Origin of the sequence: Streptomyces sp. NBC_00237 (assembly GCF_026342435.1) — a bacterium.
Taxonomy (GTDB): domain Bacteria; phylum Actinomycetota; class Actinomycetes; order Streptomycetales; family Streptomycetaceae; genus Streptomyces.
Genome location: NZ_JAPEMT010000004.1, coordinates 91,640 through 108,860, shown reverse-complemented (window position 1 = coordinate 108,860; position 17,221 = coordinate 91,640). Strand labels below are relative to the sequence as shown.

Below are 17,221 nucleotides of genomic sequence, written 5' to 3'. Positions count from 1 at the left end.
CATGCAGATCCCCGTCCTGTGCTTCCCGTTCGCCGGAGCCGGAGCCTCCGCGTTCCGCCGCTGCCAGGAGTACGGCAGCGACACCGTCCAGATCGTCCCCGTACAACTCCCGGGACGTGAGGAGCGGTTCGGCGAGCCCCTCTACACCGACGTCGTCACCGCCGTCGACGACCTGCTGCCCACCGTCCTCGACCAGGTGGCGGGCAGCCCCTCCGTCGCCCTGTTCGGACACAGCCTCGGCGCGGTCATGGCGTACGAGATGGCCCACCGGATCAGCGCGCTCGGCGGACCCGAGGTCCTGAAGCTGTTCGTCAGCGGCTCGCCGGGCCCCTGGACGCAGCGCGAGACGCGGGCCAGCGGACTGTCCGACGAGGCGTTCCTCCAGCAGGTCAAGGAGTTCGCGGGCTACACGCACCCCGCGCTGGAACACCCCGACCTGCGGGAGATGCTGCTGCCCCCGCTGCGCGCCGACGTCGAGATGCACGAGGCGTACCGCGCGCCGTCCGAGCTGCCCCTGAGCGTCCCGGTCGTCTCCATCCGGGGCGAGGTCGACGAACTGGTCGACCGCGCCCAGGCCCGGGAGTGGGACGCGGCGACCACCGGCGGCTGCCGCCAGGTGGAGCTGCCCGGCGGGCACATGTACCTCGTCGACTCGCCCGCCGAACTGGTCCGCCTCCTCGACCAGGAGCTGGCCGCCCGGGAGGTGGTCCGATGAGCACCCTGCTCAGCGCCGCCCCGTACGGTGCCGGTCCCTTCGCCGCCGCGCCCCTCGCGGGCAAGACGGCACTCGTCACGGGGGCTGCCCGTGGCGTCGGCCGGGCGTGCGCCCTCGCGTACGCCCGGGCCGGGGCCGACCTGGTGCTGACCGACATCGGTGAGGACCTGGACGGCGTTCCCTACCCGCTGGGCACGGCCGGGCAACTGGAGTACACCGCCCGGCTGTGCCGGGAGGAGGGCGACGGATCCGTCGCGACGGCCACGGCGGACGTCCGCGACCTGGACGCGGTACGCGCCGTGGTGGACGGCGCGCTCGACCGGTTCGGCCGCGTCGACGTGCTGCTCAACAACGCCGGGATCGCCGCGCCCTCCGGCAAGACTGTCCACGACATCACGCCCGACGAGTGGGACCTGATGCTCGACGTGGACGTCTCCGGCGCCTGGCGGATGATCCGTGCCGTGGGCGCGGCGATGACCGCCCAGCGCGCGGGCAGCATCATCAACGTGGCGTCCACGGCCGGCCTGGTCGGCTACCGGCACTTCGCCGGGTACGTCACCGCCAAGCACGCCCTGGTCGGCCTGACCAAGGCGGCGGCCCTGGACCTGGCGCCCTTCGGAGTGCGGGTGAACGCGCTGTGTCCCGGCTCGGTCCGCGACGACGACGCCGCCGAGGGCCGGATGCTCACGGAGATCGCCCGGTCCCTGGAGGTGCCGGTCGAGGAGCACGAGGAGACCTTCGTCGCCGCCCAGCCCATGAACCGGCTGATCGAGCCGGAGGACGTCGCGGGAGCCGCGGTGTGGCTCGCCTCGGACACTTCCCGCCAGGTGACGGGCTCCACCGTCACCGTCGACGGAGGGTTCACGAGCCGGTGAACGCCCGATCACACGAGGGGAAGACGATGACCGACACGGGAAGGCTGTGCCAGGCGCTCGCACTGCGGGTGCACACCGGCGCGGACCCCGAACGGCTGCGGCGCAACCTGGCCCTCTCCGCCGACGGCGCACGCCTGTGGGTGGAGGACGTGCCCGGCGGCGCCGACTCCGAGACGGCCGCACGCCGCCGCGAGCGGGAGCTGACGCGGATCGCCGACCCGCGCACGGGCCCCGGCCTGCGCACGGTGCTGCTGCGGTACGAGGACGGGGCGGCGGACCTGGTGGTGGTGGCACACCGCGCGGTCCTGGCCGACCCGTACGACCTGGTGCAGGCCCTGCTGGTGGAACCGGCACGGCTCGCCCCCGTACCGGAAGGGCTCGGTGAGCGGCTGGCTTCCGCGCTCACCGCCCTCGACCGCGCCGACGCCCCCGAGTGGGGGCTCGGCACCCCGGGCGCCACGACGTCCGGCCAACGCCGCTTCTCGCTGCCGGCGGTCGGCGGCGCGCCCGCGGCGCTCACGCTCAGGGCGGCGCTCGGCCTGGTCCTCGCACGCTGCACGGGCAGCGCGGACGTGGGCGTCGGGGTGGACGCGGAGACCACGCTGACCTTCACGGTCGACCCGTCGGCGACGGTGGCGCACTACCTGGAGCAGGTGGAGCACGCCGTGCCCGCGACCGGCCGGGTTCCGCTCGCGGGCCTGGTCACCACCCAGGCGCCCGAGGCGCTGACGGGGGAGGGGCTGAAGGCCGAACCGCTGGCGCACCTGCCGTTCCTGGGTCCGGTGCACGCCCTGTCGGTGCACGTGGCCGACGACGGCTCCACGGTGCTGGAGGGGACAATCCACCACCGGCACGCCGCGTTCGGCGACGACGCGGTCGCCTGGCTGACCGGAATGCTTATCACCGCACACCGGGCACTGACCGCCGCGGAGCCGGGGACCCCGGTCGGCGACCTCCCTCTGTTCGACGAGGAGCAGTCGCGCGCACTGGCCGTGCTGGGCGGCCTCGGGCGGGCGCCCGAGGTGCCGGACGAACGCATCGAGCAGGTGGTACGGGACCGGGCCGACCGGACACCGGACGCCCCGGCCGTCTCGTACGACGGCGAAGAGCTGACCTACCGTCAACTCGTGGACAGGGCCGACCAGTACGCGGCGGCGCTCGGCGACCTGGGAGTCGCCCCCGGCGACCGGGTCGGCGTGTGCCTGGAGCGGTCGCTGGACCTGGTGGTGGTGCTCCTCGCGGTCCTCACCGCCGGAGGCACCTACGTGCCGATGGACCCGGCGTATCCGGCCGAACGCCTCGCGTACACCAGCGAGGACGCCGAACTCACCCTCGTGGTCACCGCGTCGGAGGACTTCCCGCAGCGCGAGGGCGTACGGACGGTACGCCCCGACGCCCTCGCAGCAGGGGAGCACGCCCCCTTCACCCCGGCCGACCTGCCGTCCGACGCGGCGGCGTACGTCATCTACACCTCCGGCTCCACCGGGCGCCCCAAGGGCGTCGTCGTCCCGCACCGCAACGTGGGCGCCCTGCTCCGGGCGACGCGCGACGACTTCGGGCTGGGCGGCGACGACACCTGGACGCTCTTCCACTCCAGCGCCTTCGACTTCTCGGTGTGGGAGATCTGGGGCTGCCTGATGACCGGCGGACGCCTGGTCGTCGTCCCCTACTGGGCCTCGCGCGACCCGGCCGAGTTCGCGGCACTGCTCGCCGCCGAACGGGTCACCGTCCTCAGCCAGACCCCGAGCGCGTTCGCCCAACTGGTCGCCGTCGACCGGGAGAATCGGGTCTCGGACTCGGTGCGGCTGGTCGTCTTCGGCGGGGAGCCGCTGGACACGAGGCCGCTGCGGTTCTGGCTCGACCGGCACCCCGAATCCGCCTGCCGCCTGGTCAACATGTTCGGGATCACCGAGACGACCGTGCACGTCACCGCGCAGACCGTCACCCGCCGCGAGGCACTGGAGGGCTCGCGCTCGGTGGGCGCCGCGCTGCCCGGCTGGCATCTGTACGTCCTGGACCCCGAGGGCCGCGAGGTGCCCCCGGGGGTGGCGGGCGAGATCTACGTCGGCGGCCTCGGAGTCGCAGGACAGTACCTCAACCGCCCCGAACTCACCGCCCAGCGCTTCCTGTCCGACCCGCACGCGGCAGGACCGATGTACCGCAGCGGCGACCGCGGGCGGCTGCTGCCCGACGGGCGACTGGAGCACCTCGGACGTCTCGACAGCCAGGTCAAGCTGCGCGGCTTCCGCATCGAACTGGACGAGATCAGGGCCCGTCTGCTGGACGCGCCGGGGGTGGGGGCGGCCGCGGTCGTCCTGCGCCCGAGCGCCGACACCGGCGACACGGCGGGAGCCCGCCTGGACGGGTACGTCGTGTTCGGTGACGTGTCGGGCGGCGACACCGAGGAGGTGCGGCGGCACGCCGCCCGCTTCCTGCCCGAGCACATGCTGCCCGCCACCCTCACGGCGCTGCCCGCGCTCCCCCTGACGCCCAACGGCAAGGTGGACGCGGCACGCCTGCCGCAGCCGCTCACCCGCGCCGCCGACGTGGAAGACCTGCCCGTCGGCGACGACACCGAGTCACGGCTGCGCGCCGTGTGGGAGAAGGTGTTCGGCTTCCGGATCGCCGCGGACGACGACTTCTTCACCCTGGGCGGCAACTCACTGCTGAGCGTACGGCTGCTGGCCGCGATCAGGACGGCGGGCCTGCCCCCGTTCCCGCTGCCGCAGCTCTACCTGCACCGCACCGTGCGCGCGCTCGCCGCGCACATGGACACCTTGGGGGCCCGGTCATGACGCTGGTGCTGGTCGGCGCGGGCTCGCAGGCGTACCGCGAATACCTGTTGCGTTCCGTCGCCTCGGAGTACGGGATACACCTCCTGGCGGACCGGGCACCCCTGTGGGAGACGCCCTACGTCAGCGGGCACACCGTCCTCGACACCACGGACGTCGCCGCCATGGCCGAAGCGGTCCGCGGCCTGTCCTGCGAGGGGGTGATGACCTGGGACGACACCCGGGTGGTGCACACCGCCGAACTGGCCCGGCTGCTGGGTCTGCCGGGCAGCGACCCGCAGGCGATGCTGCGCTGCCGCGACAAACGGGCCACCCGCGAGGCGCTGCGCGAGGCCGGAGTGCCGCAGGCCCGCTCCGAACTGGTCACCTCGCTTCCCCAGGCGCGGGCGGCGGCGGCCCTGATCGGCTACCCGCTGGTCCTCAAACCCCGGGCGCTGAACGCCAGTACGGGCGTGGTGAAGGTGGAGACGCCCGACCGGCTCTCCGCAGGGTTCCGGCTGGCCCGGGGAGCGAAGGCGCCCGGCGCGGTGGAGGTGGCACCGGGCGACGTCCTGGTCGAGGAGTACCTGGACGGGCCGGAGATCAGCTTCGACGCCGCCTGGCACGAGGGCCGGATGCACCCGGCGTTCGTCGCCCGCAAGGAGTGCGGCTTCGCCCCGTACTTCGAGGAGACGGGACACGTCGTCGACGCGGGCGACCCGCTGCTCACCGACCCGGCCGTCCTGGACGTGGTGGCCGCCGCGCACGCGGCGGTCGGCTTCACCACGGGCTGGACGCACACCGAACTGCGCCTGACGGCGCAGGGACCCAAGGTCGTCGAGATCAACGCGAGGATCGGCGGGGACCGCATCCCCGACATCGGACGCCTCGCCCTGGGCATCGACGCGGCCCTGGTCGCGGCCCGGGTGGCGTGCGGCGCGGCACCGGACCTCACCCCGGACCGCCACCGGGTGGCCGGGGTGCGCTTCCACTACCCGCAGGCGGACTGCATCGCCCGCGAGGTCGTGATCGACACCCCGGCGCTGCCCGCCCCGGTGGACACGGCCCTGGCCATCGCCCTGCCGGGCCAGGAACTGCGCCTCCCGCCGAACGGCCACGTCTCCAGCCGGTACGCGCTGGTCACGTCGGTCGCCGCGACGGAGGCGGAGTGCCGGGCGGCGCTGGACAAGGCGTCGGGGGCGGTGCGGCTGGAGGTGCTGAAGGAACTCTGAGGCGACTTCGGGGCGCGCCCCACGACGCGTCCCTTCCCGACACGTCCCTCCCCATGAGTCCCTCAGACGCCGCGCCCGGCGGGGAAGCCCACCCGGCTTCCCTGCCGGGCGCGTGCGGCTCGGCCACCACTGCCCGGAGGCGGATCGAGGCGGGTAACCTGTCCCGGCAGCCGAGCGAAGCAGCCGAGGAGCACCCCTTGCCCGAGCAGACTCCGGGGTCCGGTACGGCCCGCCCCACCCTGGAGGCGGTCGCGGCCCGGGCCGGAGTCTCCCGGGCCACCGTCTCCCGCGTGGTCAACGGCGGCGCCGGGGTCCGGGAGCCCGTGGCGGAGAAGGTGCGCCGGGCGGTGGAGGAGCTGGGCTACGTTCCCAACCACGCGGCCCGCACCCTGGTCACCCGGCGCAGCGGCGCGATCGCCGTGATCATCGCCGAACCGGAGTTCAGGATCTTCTCCGACCCCTTCTTCGCCCAGCAGATCCGCGGCATCAGCCGTGAGCTGACGGCGCACGACTCCCAACTCGTCCTGCTGTGGGTGGAAGGTCCGGGAGACTACGAGCGCATCGCCCGCTACCTGGGAGGCGGGCACGTCGACGGAGCGCTCGCCCTGTCGCTGCACGACGACGGCGAACTCCCCGCGATCGTCGCCCGGACCAAGCTGCCGTCCGTGTTCGGCGGCCGACCGGTCACTGCCGGACCGGAGGGGCCTCCCGCCGCTCCCGCCGTGCCGTACGTCGACTGCGACAACCGGGGCGGAGCACGGGCAGCGGTACGGCACCTGGTCTCGCTCGGACGGAAGAACATCGCGCACATAGCGGGCCCGCGCGACCAGACGTCCGCGCTGGACCGCGCCGACGGCTACCGCGAGGCACTGCCGGACGCCGGGTCCGAGCTGATCGCCGAGGGGGCCTTCACCGAGGAGAGCGGCGCGCGGGCGATGGCCGACCTGCTGGATCGTCGGCCGGACCTGGACGCGGTGTTCGCCGCCAACGACCTGATGGCGGCCGGGGCGTTGGCGACACTGCGCGCGAGGGGGCTGCGGGTTCCGCGGGACGTCGCCGTGGTCGGGTTCGACGACATGGCCTCGGTGGTGGACAGGATCGATCCCCCGTTGACGACGGTCCGTCAGGACGTGGAGGAAATGGGCCGGTTGATGGTGCGGCTGCTGATGCGCATGCTGAGCGAGCGGGACTCGGGCGCCCCGGTTCCCGAGCCGGTGATCACCCCCACGGTGCTGGTGCGGCGCGCGTCGGCGTAGGTGCCGCCGGAGCCCGAGAGCCCCGACGGCACCCGCCTGCGAGCGGCGGCTTCCTTACCCGGCGGTACCGGTCAGGCGAACGGGATCGTCAGCACCGAATCCGCCGTCCCGGTCCTCAGCTTCGCCGGGGCGTTCCCGATCGCCGACCACACCTCCAGGCGTACCGTCCCGCCCTTCAGGTTCCCGAGCGTTCCGGTCGCCGACTTCGGGCCGCTGCCCTCGCCGTACGTCTCCCAGCCGGTCACCGGGTCGGTCGCGAAGTACCGGTAGGTCTCCGTCCGTTCGAAGGTGCCGTCACCCGTGAGGTCGTAGGTCGTGCGCAGCGTGCGGGTGCCGTCCGACCAGTACGGGGTGACGGTCCAGTCCGACCAGGAGTCGGCCTTCGTGTCGGGGGAGTCGAGGCCGGTGAGGCCGAGGGTGAGGTCGCGCTGGTGCGCGTACTCGTACTGACGGCCCTCGCCGACGACCGCCGGGGTGGTGGGGTACCCGATCTCCAGGCCGCCCGAGGTGGCCCGGTAGGTGAGCGGGTGCCCGTACATCGGGGTGGAGTGCGGATTGTCGCCGTACCGCTGGAAGGCCAGGGAGGACCACCAGTCGTTGGTGGGTACGGGCCTGCCCTTGGCCGCCGGGGTGACCTTGGGGGTGACGGGGCTACCGGTGTTGGTCGTGGGGCCCGAGGTTCCCGCAGGGCGGGAGTCGGAGTAGCTGCCGGAACCGACCGGAACGGTGGCTGCCGCCGCCGGGGAAACGGTCGGCCCGAGGCCGACGGCGGCCAGGGCGGCGACCAGCACCAGAGCGGCTGCCGGTCTGCTGCGGGGGAGGGGGCGTGAGCGGGGGTCTGGCATGGACGGCACCTCGAAGTCTCGACGGGACTTGACGGGAAGGGCCTGGCGAGAGCGCTCTCAGACGTCAAGAAACGTAGGACTCCGCAAACGAAAGTGTCAATGGGGCGCGCCTGTACAGGAGTTGACAACCCCATCAGCGCATCGCGCCTTCGAGCCTTGTCGGGATGTGGGCGGGTGCGTCGATCAGGCCGCTCGGCCCCACTGATGTGTGCCGGGCCGGCCCGCCCGGCGGCCGTTCACGGACGGTGTGGCGGCGTGGGCGAGGGTGGCGAACCGTGCGCGCCCCGAGTGCTTGCCGTCGTACATCGCGGCGTCGGCGGCCCTTTGCAGTGCGGACAGGTCGCGGGTGCCCATCGTGTCCGGGGTCGCGGCGCCGACGGAGGCCGTGACGTCGACCGTGCGCCCGTCGTCCAGGCGCACCGGCACGCACAGCATGCGCATCAACTGCTCCAGCCGCTGCTGCCGACGGGCGGCGGTCAGCGGAAGGACGACGGCGAACTCGTCGCCCCCGAGCCTGCCTGCCGAGGCGTGCGGGCCCGCCCACGCGGTGAGCCGGGCCCCGAAGGCGGCGAGGACGGTGTCCCCGGCCGCGTGTCCGAACCGGTCGTTGATGGTCTTGAAGTGGTCTGCGTCGACCAGGACCACCGCGGTGTCCTCTCCGTGACGGCGCAGGACCCGGTGGGCGCGGGTGGTGTAGGCGTCGCGGCGCAGCAACCCGGTGAGAGGGTCGCGTCGGCTGGAGGCGAGTCGCTTGTGCAGCACGACGGCGTGCACGGTCCATCCGGTCAACGGCACGGCTGCGGTGGTCAGCAGGAGAGCGCGCTGCCCAAGTGTGCTTGCCGTGCGGTGTGTTGAGACCATGGTGATTCTCCGTTCCGTTTCGTACGGGATGGCTGCCCGGATCGGCCGACGGTTCTCAGGCCGGGGGCGGCGAACTCGGAGCCCCGGGCTCTCGTGCCCGTACTCCTTCCGTCCGAGGGCCTCGGAAAGGCATGGCTGCCGCCTCGTGAGGACGGGAGGGTCCCGTGCGTCGGCGGGACACCGCAGGCGTTGACCTGGTCGTACCGGAGACGGCCCCAGAGGTCCAGCTCGGCGGGCCGGACGGTCACCGGACGGGCCGGGGTGAGCCGCGACTCACCCCGGCCCCTCGTCACCGGGGCCCGACGCCGCCGGTCACGACCTGGTCGCCGTCGGGTACGTCTTCGGCGGTGACCGACGCCAGGGGAACGCCGAGTTCGCGGGCCACCTCCCGGGCGAGCCCCTCGACGTCCGGGCCGGACGGAACCGGCACCTGCTCACCCTCGCCGTAGCTCTCGATCGCCTTCGTGAAGTAGCTCGGGTGCCAGGCTCCCACGGCCCCCCTGACCTGGACGGAGGCCACGGCCCTGGCGCCCACCGCGGCGTCCAGTGCGGGCAGGATCGCGTCGGAGCGCAACTCCCCCGGCACCTGGAAGAGGCTGGCGTGCGCACCGACCAGCCCGCCGTCACCGAGCCGCACGGTGATCGTGAGGCAGCTGGTGACACTGGGGTACGTCAGCACGCCTCCGGGAGCGACCTCCCGCACCTGGCCCTCCGTCACCGTCGCGCGGTCGGGTGCCGTGGAGCGGGCCGCCGGGTGCGCGCCGGCGGAGGCGGGCTCGTACGCCTGGGCGGTCGTGCCGAGCCCGAGGTTCAGCGCGAGCAGGGCGGCGGGGAGGACCACGACGCGGGCGGCGCGCCTGCGTACGGCGGCGTGGACGGCCCGGCGGGCGGGGTGGAGCGGTGGCTGTGGGGCGGGCATGCTTCTCTCCTGCGGGGGATGCGGTGGGGCATCCGAAAGCCTACGGACCCGCAGGTGCGCTGCTCACATCCGGTGGGAGCACTCGTCCGTCCCCCGGCCTGACCCGCTGGATGGCACGACGCCGCCGCCACTTCTTGATCATGTGTCCGCCCCCGCTACCCGTTCGGCTCCGCCGCGCAGGCGAGGTCCCGCGCCGGGTGCTGTCCGTTGGTCAGGAACGCCGTCACGGTGTTGTTCGCGCACGTGTTGCGGCCGAACGGGTAGACACCGTGCCCGCCCTGGTCGACGGTCACCATCGTGGCCCGGTCGCCGAACGCCCGCCGCAGCTTCATGGCGCCCGCCAGAGGGGTCCCCGGGTCGCGTTCGTTCTGCACCATCAGCACGTTCGACGGGCCTCGGTCGCCGATCCGGACCGGCGGTTCGACGCGGTGGTCCGGCCAGTAGGCGCAGGGCTTGATGTTTCCGGTGGTTCCGCCCAGCATCGGGTACGTGCGCCGGTCGATCGCGGCGTGGCGCTGGTAGTCCCGGACCCTGCCGGGCCAGCGAGAGTCACCGCAGGTCACGTAGAAGTGGCCGGCCAGGAAGTTCTCCGCGACCGGCGGCGGAGGCGGCAGCGGTTCGCCCGTGTCCAGCGCCTGCCACTCCTTGGCCAGCTGGGGCATGAGCCCGTCGACGTAGAGGCGATCGAAGGTCACCCCACGGAACAGCGTGCCGTCGATGCCGCCGACCGGTTGGGCGTCCAGCCGTTTCGCGAGGCGGAAGAACGTGGCGGTCACCTGCTTCGGTGTGGTGCCCAGACCGTACTCGGGGTGCGCGGCGGCGTAGGCGGCGAAGTCCGGGAACCGGTCCTCCATGCCGCGGCCGAGCAGGCGGAAGCTCGCCAGGTCGTAGCCGCCGGGGCCCATGTTGCTGTCGAGGACGATCCGGTCGCTGCGCGCGGGGAACATCGTGGTGTACACCGCGCCGAGGTAGCTGCCGTAGGAGGTGCCGAAGTAGGAGGCCCTCGGCTCGCCCAGCGCCGCCCGGATCCGGTCCATGTCGCGGGCGGTGTTCGCGGTGGTGGTGTGCGGCAGCATCCACGCGGTGCGCGACGTGGCGCACTGTTCGGCGACGGTGCGCGCGTACGGGGCTTCCTTGGTGACGTCGGCCGAGGTGTGCGCGTACGGCGGGAAGTTGCCGCGGGCCTGCTGCTGGGGTGTCAGGTCGCAGGTGACCGGCGTGCTGCGGCCGACGCCACGCGGGTCGAAGCCGATCACGTCGTAGGAATCGAGGACGTCCTGGGGCAGCCCGGCCCCGGCGAGGAGGGCGGGGTAGTCGAGCCCGGAGCCACCGGGCCCGCCCGGGTTGGTCAGCAGTACACCGCGACGCTTCGCGGGGTCCTTGCTCGCCAGGCGGGAGAGGGCGATCTCGATCTGCCTGCCGTCCGGATCGCGGTAGTCCAGCGGGACGTCGAGCGTCGCGCACTCAAGCCGGGGCGCGTCGGTGCTCTTCGATCCGGCCTTCTGCGGGCACGGCCCCCACTGCGGGGAGCCCGGCGCGGCCGTCACCGTGTCCGCGGTCGCCGACGCGGGCGCTCCCGGAAACGTGACCGCCGCGACCGCGGTGGCGGCGAGGGCGAGGGACAGGGCTGTGCGCATCTGGTGTCCTCCTGAGGGGTTCACGGGGTCGTGCGCCGGAACGGCCGGGCAACGGATACGAGTCTGTTCGCCCGGCGGAACGATCACATCGGCCGGACGGCTCGACCCGCCTTCGACCTCAGTCGAGTCGGTGCTACGACTCCGGGAGTGGTCCCGGGGCCGCACCGGCCGCGGGGGACTGGCGACAATGACCGGATGAACGAGGACGTCGTGCCACGGCTCGCGGGGTGGCAGCAGACATGGCGGCTGGTGGCGGCTGCGGCACTGGGCGTTCCCTTCTGGCTCTCCACCGCCGTGGTGCTGCCGCGAGGGTGCGCGACCGACTCGTGTTCCTGGTTGGTCACCGGTGATCCGCTGGTGGCTCTCGGCTGCCTGGCGGTTCTCCTGTGGCGGCGACGGTTCCCGCTGGCCGTCGCCCTGGTCGTCGCCGTCGCCTCGGGCGCGTCGACGCTCGCCGTCGGTGCCGCGCTGCTGGCTCTGTGCTCGATGTCGGCGCGCCGCCGTCCGGTGGAGATCGGAGTTGTCGCGTGCGTCTATGTGGCCGCGTCGCAACTCGCCCTCATGCTCTACCCGGTCACGAGCCCGTCCGGCCCGATGTGGCTCCAACTCGCACTCCCGGCACTGAGCGCGGGCATCGCGGTTGCCATGGGCGTGGCCGTCGGCGCACGGCGCGTCGAGGTGCTGTCCCTGCGGCAGCGGGCAGAGAGCGCGGAACGGGAACAGACCGCACGGGAAGCGCAGGCCCGGGCCCTGGAACGGAACCGTATCGCCCGGGAGATGCACGACGTGCTCGCGCACCGGATCTCCCTGGTCGCCCTGCAGGCCGGAGTGCTGGATCACCGCCGCACCCTCACCACTGAGGAGAACCGCACGTTGATCCGTGGCATCGCCGACGGTTCGCATCAGGCACTGGAAGAGCTACGAGACGTCCTCGGTGTCCTCCGCGCCGACCCGGACGGCCCGGAACCGCCACAGCCCTCCCTCGACCGGATCCCGGAGCTGGTGGCCGACGCCCGCACGTCCGGACTGGACGTCTCGCTCACCACCACGGTGACGGGAGAACCGTCCGACGTCGTGGGACGGACCTGCTACCGGGTCCTCCAGGAAGCACTGACCAACGCGGCCAAACACGCCCCGGGCGCCCCCGTGCACATCACGGTCGCGGGAACCGCCGGCGATGAACTGCACGTCAGCGTCCACAACTCCCCGGCCACCACGCCGACCGACCGACCGCCGACATCGGGATTCGGACTGCTCGGCCTCGCCGAACGCGTCGCCCTCACCGGCGGAGAACTCTCCCACCACTCCACACACGACGGCGGCTACCTCCTCACCGCCCACCTACCCTGGCCGGACCACGACCACGGAGAGAGGAGCTGAGTGAACAGCGAGCGGGACCCGGTGCGCATCGTCATCGTCGACGACGACCAACTGGTGCGCCTTGCACTACGGCTCGTCATCGACGGCGAACCAGACCTGACCGTCGTCGCGGAGGCAGCCGACGGAGACACCGCGATCACCGTGGTGGACGAACAGCGCCCCGACGTCGTGCTGATGGACATCCGGATGCCCGGCCGTGACGGTCTCAGTACGACCCGGGAACTCCTCACCCGGGCGGCGCCGCCCCGTGTGCTCATGCTGACCACCTTCGACTCCGACGACCTGGTGCTCGGCGCGCTGCGCGCCGGAGCCCTCGGGTTCGTCCTGAAGGACACCCCACCGGCGCGGATTCTCGACGCGGTGCGGACCGTCGCCGAAGGGAACCCCGTGCTGTCCCCGGCGGCCACGGCACGGGTGATCGCCGCAGCCACCGGGCCGCACTCTGCCGAGGCCCGCCGTTCGTCCCGCGAAGCCGCGCGGAAACAGCTGTCCGCGCTGACCGATCGAGAACTCGACACCGCCCGGGCCATCGCCGACGGTCTGGGCAACCAGGAGATCGCCGAACGGCTCCACATCCGTATCGCGACCGTCAAGGCGCACACGGGCAACCTGTTCGCCAAGCTGATGATGGAGAACCGGGTGCAGATCGCCCTCCTGGTCCGCGACGCGGAGGAGTGACCGGCCGCACGGCACGGAGAAGTCGGACTCGTTGAGCCCGTCGGCCAGGGTGACGGCCCGGGCGCGCACCCCTGGGACGCCGGGAAGCGCACCCCTGGGGCGCCGGGAAGTGCACCCCTGGGACGCCGGGCGCGCACCCCTGGGGCGCCGGGAAAAGGAGCCCGCGCGGTGCGCGCTGCCGCAGCGTCCAGGGTGTCCGCTATGGGATATTTTGCGCTGTTCATGACCCTGCAAGAGGGAAGGCACGTCATGGCGCTGAACAGCGGCAGCTACCCCGAGGACACCCCGGAGCCGGGCGACGGCTGGCTCCGCGTTCTCCTGTACGTGGCGTTTCTCCTGCTGCTGGGCGCGGTGCTCACCCGCTTCCTGCTCCGGCACACGGGCGGACACCTCGCCCCCTGGGTCATCGCCCTGAGTGCCGCCCTCGCCGTGCTCTACCTGCTCGAACCTGCCCTGGGCGTCCGGCCGTCGCCGCGCCGCTACCTCTGGCTCGGCACCGTCGTCGCCGTCTGGATCACCTTGGTGATGCTGGCGCCCAGCTTCGGCTGGTGTGCGGTCCCGCTCTTCTTCATCACCCTGCGTACCCTCCGGCCACCGGCCGCGATCGCCCTGATCATCCTGGTCAGCGTCGTCGCCGTGAGCGCCCACCTGCGGCTCTCCGGACGCCTCGACGTCGATGTGATCCTCGGGCCGCCGGCCGTCGCGGCCATCGCCATCGCCGTCTTCGTACAGCTGGACCGTCAGGCCAGGCGTCAGCGCGAACTGATCGACGACCTCATCCGCACCCGGCGCGAACTCGCCGCCACCGAACACCGCGAGGGCATCCTCGCCGAGCGCCAGCGGCTCTCGATGGAGATCCACGACAGCCTCGCGCAGGGCCTGTCCAGCCAGCAGATGCTCCTCCAGGCCGCCGACCGCGTCTGGAGCAGCGACCCGGCCGCCGCCCGTACCCACGTACGTACCGCCACCGCGGTCGCCGAGCGCAACCTCACCGAGGCGCGCCGCTTCGTCCACGACCTGGCCCCCGCCGACCTGGCCGACGGCGACGGCCTCGACCAGGCGCTGCGCACCCTCGCCGCCCGCGAGTCCTCCGAGCGGATCTCCGTGCGCTGCCACATCGACGGAGCCCCCGCGGGCCCGCTCCCCGAACGGGTCCAGTCCGCGCTGCTCCGCATCGCCCAGGGTGCCCTCGCCAACGTCCGCGAGCACTCCGGCGCCACCGCCGCGGCTCTCACCCTGAGCTATCTCGGCGATCAGGTCGTCCTCGACGTCGCTGACAACGGCCACGGCTTCGACCCCGACGCCCCGTCCGTAGGTGCCGCGACGGGAGCGCGCGGACACGGGCTCCCCGCCATCAGGACCCGCACCCGGCAGCTCGGCGGCACCCTCACCGTCGAGTCGGCCCCCGGCGAGGGCGCCGTCCTCTCGGTGGCGGTCCCGCTCCCTCCGGAACTGCCCTGAGCTTGGAGGTTCCGAGCCGAGGGGCGTTCGGTGGAGCTGCGGGGCGGGTGACGCTCAGCGCGTGAAGGCGGCGAGGGCCAGGCGCTGGGCTATCGCGGGGGCCCGGTCGTCGGCCGAGGAGGTGCCCACCGCGTACACGGCACGGCGGTTCAGGTCCGGGGCGGCGAAGACACCGGCCTTGTAGCCCATGTCGCTCCCCGTCTTGCCCCACAGGAGAGTGCCGTCGGGGAGCGGGAAGTACATCTGGACGGCGCTGTAGCAGGCAGTGCCCTTTGCGGGGCCCTGGTTGCAGTTGGAGGAGCCCGCGTAGGGCAGGGGCTTGCCGTCGGTGCCGCGCGGGACGGTGAAGAGTTCGGCCTGCTGGGCCGGGCGCAGGAGACGGCCGGTGAAGAGGCCGGTGATGAAGCGGTCGAGGTCGGCGGCGGTCGACGTCATGCTGGCGGGCAGGCCGCCCTGTCTGTTGACGTCGACGAGGTCGCCGGTACTGCGCGGCAGGTAGCCCGGGAGGTACGGGCGAGGCACGGACGTGGCGCGGCCCGGTACCGAGGTGGCCGTGTCGCGCATCCCGAGCGGCTTGAGGACGCGCCGTGTCACCTCGTCGTGGAAGGAGTGACCGGTGAGGGTTTCGATGAGTTTGCCCGCGACGCGGTAGCCGAAGGAGTTGTACTCCTGCACAGTGCCGGGCCCAAAGCGCGGACCGGGCCCCGGACGCCCCTCGGGGTGCAGCGTCTGCTGGATGCTCTGGTCAAAACTGACGGAGTCGAAGCGGCCGTCGATCGCCGCGTCCTGGGAGACCGGTGATGCGCCGTCGAGATCCTGGGGCAGCCCGCTGGTGTGGTTGAGCAACTGCCGTACGGTGACGGGCGTCTTGAACCTGTCCTCGGGCAGCAGCCCGGGCAGGTAGTGCTGGACGCTCTGATCCAGATCGACGCGGCCCTCGGCGGAGAGCTGCAGGAGTATCACCGCTTCCATCGGCTTGCCGATGCTGCCGATCCGGAAGTGCGCCCCGGAGTTCACCCGCTTCCCGGTGACGGCGTCACCGGACGTACCCCGCCACGTATCGCCGTCGCGGTGGACCCCGGCGACGATACCGGCCGCGCCGTCGTCCGAGCGCAGGGCTATCGCCTCGCGCAGGGCGGCACGGTCCAGGCCGGGGGAAGCACCTGTGGCCGCCTGGGCCGGAACACCCACGGCGCACAGTGCGACGACGGTCGTGAGAACGGCCAGAGAAACGGCCGACGGACGGCGCAAGGACATGGAGACTCCGCTCGGTAGGGCTGGGAACTGGTGTTCCTCGTGCCGTCAAGTCTTCCTCCCCGAACACCCCGCTCCATACGGGATGCCCCTGACCCGTCCCTGAGTCCCCCTGACGATCACCCTGACCACGACGATGTCTCCGTAAAGCCCGCGAAGCAGTGACATCCAGCTCAACTAGCTTGTACATCAAGCCATTTCGTGTACGCAGGGCAGAACTCCCCGGGTGCGCCGTCAGATGCTCCTGCTGATACCGGTGCCGCCCGATCGGCGGGCGCCGTTTCAGCAGACATCCGACGTACGGGGGGAAGCACGATGAGACGTGGACGTCGTCCGGCCGCAGTGGCCGTGATGGGGGCCGTCGCCGCGGCGGTACTGGGAGCGACGCCCGCCGGGGCGGTGGGCGTTCCGAGCGCCGTCGCCCAGATGCCGGGCTTCTTGGATCCGTCGGACATGCCGCCGGACCCCTTCTCCGACTGGTACGGGTCATCCGGTCCCTCTGACGGACCGTACTCACCGCTCTGCGCGGAAACGGTCTCCCTGCCCCAGGAGAACGTCTGGAACGCCACCTACAGCACCCCGGAGACGGCCGGAGGCTCGCAGGTGACCGTCGTACTGCCGACGGAGGCCGAGGCCGTCGCCTTCGGCGCGCAGGTCGAGGCCGCCGTCGCGGGCTGCGAGGCCCGCATGGAGCAGGACCAGCCGAACCGGCCCGTGTCCTTCTGGGACCACGGGCAGCTCAGTGTCGAAGAAGGCGCCCATGTCTACGGCATCGGGTTCCAGGGCGGTTGGGGCTACCAGAACCAGCTGGTCTCGGTCGGTCGCGACGGCAATACCGTGACGGTCGTCAGCTGGGAGAGCAACTGGGGCGATCCGCCGGTCGATGCCTTCAAGGCGACCACCGTCACGGCCGTGAACAAGCTCCACTGACCTCTGCCGGATCGTCACCGTACGGCCGGTCCACCCGCGCGATCACGCTCCTGTCGACACTCGTACGGGTCGCGACCGGCAGTGCGGCGACGCCGCCTCCGGGATTCCCCCGAGGGGCCGGCCCACCGCGTGCAGCCGCACCGGGAAGTCACAGGTGGGGCGTCATCAGCGCGTCAGGGATGTGCCGGGGTTCTTGCCCGGAGAGCTGACGGGCCGGTTTCATGAGGACATGAACAGCGCGTGGCTCCTTCTCGATCGGCCTCCCCATCAGGGGTACGGCCGGTCGCCCCGCTGTCCGTAGGTGAGAACACCGCGCCCGCACCAGGTCGGCGCGCTGTCGCTCCCTCGCACGCCCAGGGATGCCGTGAAGAGCTCCGGCATCCCTGTGGCGGGTGTTTTCTCCTGAT

At 72.5% G+C, this 17,221-nt stretch carries 13 protein-coding genes and 1 pseudogene; 9 read left to right on the top strand and 5 right to left on the bottom strand.

Annotated elements, in window-relative coordinates; genetic code table 11:
- Position 1: 1 nt before the first annotated feature.
- The 5 genes from OG897_RS32970 (at position 2) to OG897_RS32950 (ending at position 6,849) form a co-directional block, all read left to right on the top strand.
- Positions 2-715: a thioesterase II family protein gene (locus OG897_RS32970; RefSeq protein WP_266662728.1), complete on the top strand. Its 714-nt coding sequence runs from the start codon at positions 2-4 to the stop codon at positions 713-715.
- Positions 712-1,590 (top strand): SDR family oxidoreductase, encoded by an 879-nt coding sequence (locus tag OG897_RS32965; RefSeq protein ID WP_266662726.1) that lies wholly within the window; start codon positions 712-714, stop codon positions 1,588-1,590. The genes OG897_RS32970 and OG897_RS32965 overlap by 4 nt, the downstream gene beginning before the upstream one ends.
- Positions 1,591-1,616: 26 nt before the next feature.
- Positions 1,617-4,385 (top strand): amino acid adenylation domain-containing protein, encoded by a 2,769-nt coding sequence (locus tag OG897_RS32960; RefSeq protein WP_266662724.1) that lies wholly within the window; start codon positions 1,617-1,619, stop codon positions 4,383-4,385.
- The gene (locus tag OG897_RS32955) at positions 4,382-5,593 is read left to right on the top strand and encodes an acetyl-CoA carboxylase biotin carboxylase subunit family protein (protein ID WP_266662722.1); all 1,212 of its coding nucleotides are present in this window, start codon (positions 4,382-4,384) and stop codon (positions 5,591-5,593) included. Before OG897_RS32960 ends, OG897_RS32955 begins: the two co-directional genes overlap by 4 nt.
- 197 nt (positions 5,594-5,790) lie before the next feature.
- A complete protein-coding gene (locus tag OG897_RS32950) occupies positions 5,791-6,849 on the top strand; it encodes a LacI family DNA-binding transcriptional regulator (protein WP_266663678.1) in 1,059 nt (352 codons plus the stop codon).
- Between the two features lie 311 nt (positions 6,850-7,160).
- Here OG897_RS32950 and OG897_RS32945 read toward each other — a convergent pair.
- From OG897_RS32945 to OG897_RS32930, 4 genes and pseudogenes are all read right to left on the bottom strand, one after another.
- Positions 7,161-7,694, bottom strand: a pseudogene (locus OG897_RS32945) (glycoside hydrolase); the annotation flags it as partial.
- A 183-nt stretch (positions 7,695-7,877) separates the two neighbouring features.
- Positions 7,878-8,555, bottom strand: coding sequence for a GGDEF domain-containing protein (locus OG897_RS32940; RefSeq protein ID WP_266662720.1), 678 nt, complete (start codon positions 8,553-8,555; stop codon positions 7,878-7,880).
- Between the two features lie 289 nt (positions 8,556-8,844).
- Entirely contained in the window at positions 8,845-9,474 is a 630-nt protein-coding gene (locus tag OG897_RS32935) for a hypothetical protein (RefSeq protein ID WP_266662718.1), read from the bottom strand.
- Between the two features lie 155 nt (positions 9,475-9,629).
- On the bottom strand, positions 9,630-11,111 hold the full coding sequence (locus OG897_RS32930) for an alpha/beta hydrolase (protein WP_266662716.1): 1,482 nt from the start codon (positions 11,109-11,111) through the stop codon (positions 9,630-9,632).
- A gap of 195 nt (positions 11,112-11,306) precedes the next feature.
- On the opposite strand from OG897_RS32930, the gene OG897_RS32925 reads away from it, so the two are divergent.
- The 3 genes from OG897_RS32925 (at position 11,307) to OG897_RS32915 (ending at position 14,630) form a co-directional block, all read left to right on the top strand.
- On the top strand, positions 11,307-12,491 hold the full coding sequence (locus OG897_RS32925) for a sensor histidine kinase (RefSeq protein ID WP_266662714.1): 1,185 nt from the start codon (positions 11,307-11,309) through the stop codon (positions 12,489-12,491).
- Positions 12,492-13,169 carry a response regulator transcription factor gene (locus OG897_RS32920; protein ID WP_266662712.1) on the top strand — a complete coding sequence of 226 codons (678 nt, stop codon included), beginning with the start codon at positions 12,492-12,494 and terminating at the stop codon, positions 13,167-13,169. It begins immediately after the preceding gene.
- A gap of 249 nt (positions 13,170-13,418) precedes the next feature.
- Positions 13,419-14,630 (top strand): sensor histidine kinase, encoded by a 1,212-nt coding sequence (locus tag OG897_RS32915; protein WP_266662711.1) that lies wholly within the window; start codon positions 13,419-13,421, stop codon positions 14,628-14,630.
- A gap of 54 nt (positions 14,631-14,684) precedes the next feature.
- On the opposite strand, the gene OG897_RS32910 is transcribed toward OG897_RS32915, so the two are convergent.
- A complete protein-coding gene (locus OG897_RS32910; protein ID WP_266662709.1) occupies positions 14,685-15,887 on the bottom strand; it encodes a serine hydrolase in 1,203 nt (400 codons plus the stop codon).
- 312 nt (positions 15,888-16,199) lie between these two features.
- On the opposite strand from OG897_RS32910, the gene OG897_RS32905 reads away from it, so the two are divergent.
- Complete coding sequence (locus OG897_RS32905; protein ID WP_266662707.1) at positions 16,200-16,814, top strand: hypothetical protein; 615 nt, start codon at positions 16,200-16,202, stop codon at positions 16,812-16,814.
- Positions 16,815-17,221 lie beyond the last annotated feature (407 nt).